The 2,898-nt window shown below is 66.9% G+C and carries 3 protein-coding genes; 2 read left to right on the top strand and 1 reads right to left on the bottom strand.

The annotated features are described in order from the left end of the window. Positions 1 to 104: 104 nt before the first annotated feature. Complete coding sequence (locus K206_RS0135155) at positions 105 to 911, bottom strand: PAS domain-containing transcriptional regulator (RefSeq protein ID WP_020206941.1); 807 nt, start codon at positions 909 to 911, stop codon at positions 105 to 107. 284 nt (positions 912 to 1,195) lie between these two features. Here K206_RS0135155 and K206_RS0135150 point away from each other — a divergent pair, with 284 nt between their 5' ends. Continuing rightward, positions 1,196 to 2,062, top strand: coding sequence for a xanthine dehydrogenase family protein subunit M (locus tag K206_RS0135150; RefSeq protein WP_020206940.1), 867 nt, complete (start codon positions 1,196 to 1,198; stop codon positions 2,060 to 2,062). Between the two features lie 118 nt (positions 2,063 to 2,180). Then, a complete protein-coding gene (locus K206_RS0135145) occupies positions 2,181 to 2,702 on the top strand; it encodes a (2Fe-2S)-binding protein (RefSeq protein ID WP_020206939.1) in 522 nt (173 codons plus the stop codon). Positions 2,703 to 2,898 lie beyond the last annotated feature (196 nt).

The raw sequence follows: 2,898 nt of genomic DNA, 5'->3' as shown, positions 1-2,898 counted from the left end.
ACTTTGACTTTGACGTTCAGCCGCTGGCTTTGAAGTTGACTTCGATCTTGACGTTAAAGCTCTTAAAGCCGTTGACCTTAAACCTGAATAAAATTCCAAAAAAATCACGCCACCCCCAACCTCTCCCTCAACTCCGCGATCTTCGCCCGGCTGACCGGCACCAGCGTGCGCTGCGCATCATCCATGACCAGTTGCACGCGTTCCTCGTTCCTCACTACCTCCACCGCGTAAGCCAGGCTGACGATATGGCTGCGGTGCACCCGCAGATAAACACTGTCGTCGAGCCGCATCTCCAGGTCGGTCAGCGACAGGTTGGAGAGATAGTGCTCGTCCCTGGTGACGATGGTCGTGTAGTGCCCGTCGCCCTGGAAGCGCACGATGTCCTTGAGGTCCACCAGGATCACGCGGTTCTTGCGGTACACGGGGATCTTGAACAGCCGGCGCGGCAGCGGCGCGCTGCCTGACGCGGGCGCGTGGTGCGGCTCGGTGGTGACGTCGGTCACGTCGTAGAAGATCATGCAGGTGCCGCATACACCGCCGCTGTCCGCCATCTTGGACACCTTGATGAGCAGCACGCGGTCCGGGATGTTGATCATCATCGCCAGCGGCGGCGGCGACTTGACCGGGCAGCCGCTGGCGTCCTCGGACTGCAGCAGGAAGCGCAGTTTCTCGCGGCTTTTTTCCGGGTGCAGCTGCACCACGTCGATGCCGATCAGCCGGTCCTGGCTGACGCCGAGCGACTGCTCGCTGGCGGGGCCGAGGATTTGCAGCGCAACATCGTTGAAGGCGGTGACGCGGCCTTGCGCGTCGAGCCAGACGATGCCCGGGTTGAACTGTTCCAGCTTGTGCTGGAAGGTCTCGTTGCGGCGCACCTCGGGGGCTGGCGGGGTGAACGGCGCGAGGCGGTCCATTGTGCAATCTCCTGGTTTCGATGTCGGCCTGTCGTTGTTCTTGTCTTCGCGCCCGCGGTTGCCCGGTTGCTGCCCATCGCGCGCCTGCGCGGCAATTCTGTTGTACGTCCCTGCCGTAGTTCGTGCAAGTTTCCCGGCGGTTGACGCAGCCTTGCCGGGCGTTCGGGAAGTCACATTGCTTTGCTGCGCTGCATTATGAAATGCTCCTGAAAACACAGCGATGCGCGCAAGGCCGCCGGCACGGACCGCAGGCGCGGGCGCGCGAGCGAGACAAGGAGACCAGCGTGATCCCCCGCCCGTTTGAATATCATGCGCCCAGGACGCTGCCCGAGGCGGTGGCCATGCTCGAGGAATACGGCGACGGCGCCAAGCTGCTGGCCGGCGGGCACAGCCTGCTGCCGATGATGAAGCTGCGCTTCGCCGAGCCGGCCCACCTGATCGACCTCGGCAAGGTCGAGGGCCTGAAGGGCATCCGCGAGGAAGGCGGCGAGCTGCGCATCGGCGCCATGACCACCGAGAACGAGTTGATCTGGTCGGCGCTGCTGCAGCAGAAGTGCCCGCTGCTGGTGGAGGGCGCGCGCCTGATCTCGGACCCGCAGGTGCGCTACCGCGGCACCATCGGCGGCGACATCTCGCACGGCGATCCGGGCAACGACCATCCGGCGCTGATGATCGCGCTGGACGCTTCCTTCGTGCTGGCCGGCAGGCTGGCCGAGCGCGTGGTGCCGGCCGACGGCTTCTTCCTCGGCACTTACATGACGCTGCTGGAGCCGGGCGAGATCCTCACGGAAATCCGCATCCCGGCGCCGGCGCCGGGCAGCGGACACTGCTACGCCAAGCTCAAGCGCAAGTCCGGCGACTTCGCCACCGCGGCGGCGGCCGTGATGCTGCGCCGGCGCGGCGAGACGGTGGAGGACGTGCGCATCGCGCTGACCAACGTCGCGCCCACGGCGATCCGCGCCACCGACGCCGAGCAGAGCCTGCGTGGCAAGCCGCTCGACGACGCGGCCATCGCCGAGGCGGCGCGGCTGGCGATGGCCATCTGCGACCCGGCCGAGGACCTGCGCGGCGACGCCGAATACAAGACCGCGATGGCGGGCGAGATGACCCAGCGGGCGCTGCGCACCGCGTGGTCGCGCGCCGCGCCGTAGCCGGGCGCCAGCCGCGCGGCGGGTTGCACGGCAAACAGCACGGCAAGCAGCACAGCAAACAGCACCGCAGGCCGCGTACGCGCGCGGCGACCATCGCAAGCCCCAGCGGAGACCGGACATGATCAAGAAAGTGATGGTGTCGTTCAAGCTCAACGGCAAGGACACCGACGTGGTGGCTGAGCCGCGCGAGCTGCTGATCCACACCCTGCGCGAGCGCTGCCTGCACACCGGCCCGCACATCGGCTGCGAGACCTCGCACTGCGGGGCCTGCACGGTGGACCTGGACGGCATGTCGGTCAAGTCCTGCACGGTGCTCACGGTGCAGGCCGAGGGCGCCGAGGTGCTGACCGTGGAGGGCCTGGCGCAGGGCGGCGAGCTGCATGCGCTGCAGGAGGCCTTCATGCAGGAGCACGCGCTGCAGTGCGGCTTCTGTACGCCCGGCATGCTGATGCGCGCGTACCGCCTCCTGCAGGAAAACCCCGACCCGTCCGAAGAAGAGATCCGCTACTGGATGGCCGGCAACCTGTGCCGCTGCACGGGCTACCAGAACATCGTCAAAGCGGTGCAGTATGCCGCCCGCAAGCTGCGCGGCGAAGCGGTGCAGACCTCGCATCCGCTGATGGACGAGGCAACGCACTGACGCGGCCGGATGGACCATGCCGGGCGCGCAATGGCCGTGCCCGGCGTCTGAAGCAGACGCACGGAGACGCACCATGGGAACGATGAACGCCGAAGCCGAGCGCCTCGCCGCGCTGGAGGGCATGGGCTGCTCGCGCAAGCGCCGCGAAGACCCGCGCTTCCTGCAGGGCAAGGGCACCTATGTCGATGACATCAAG

This window comes from Cupriavidus sp. WS (assembly GCF_000395345.1).
Classification (GTDB): Bacteria; Pseudomonadota; Gammaproteobacteria; order Burkholderiales; family Burkholderiaceae; genus Cupriavidus; species Cupriavidus basilensis_B.
This window is presented reverse-complemented; position numbering and strand designations above follow the sequence as displayed.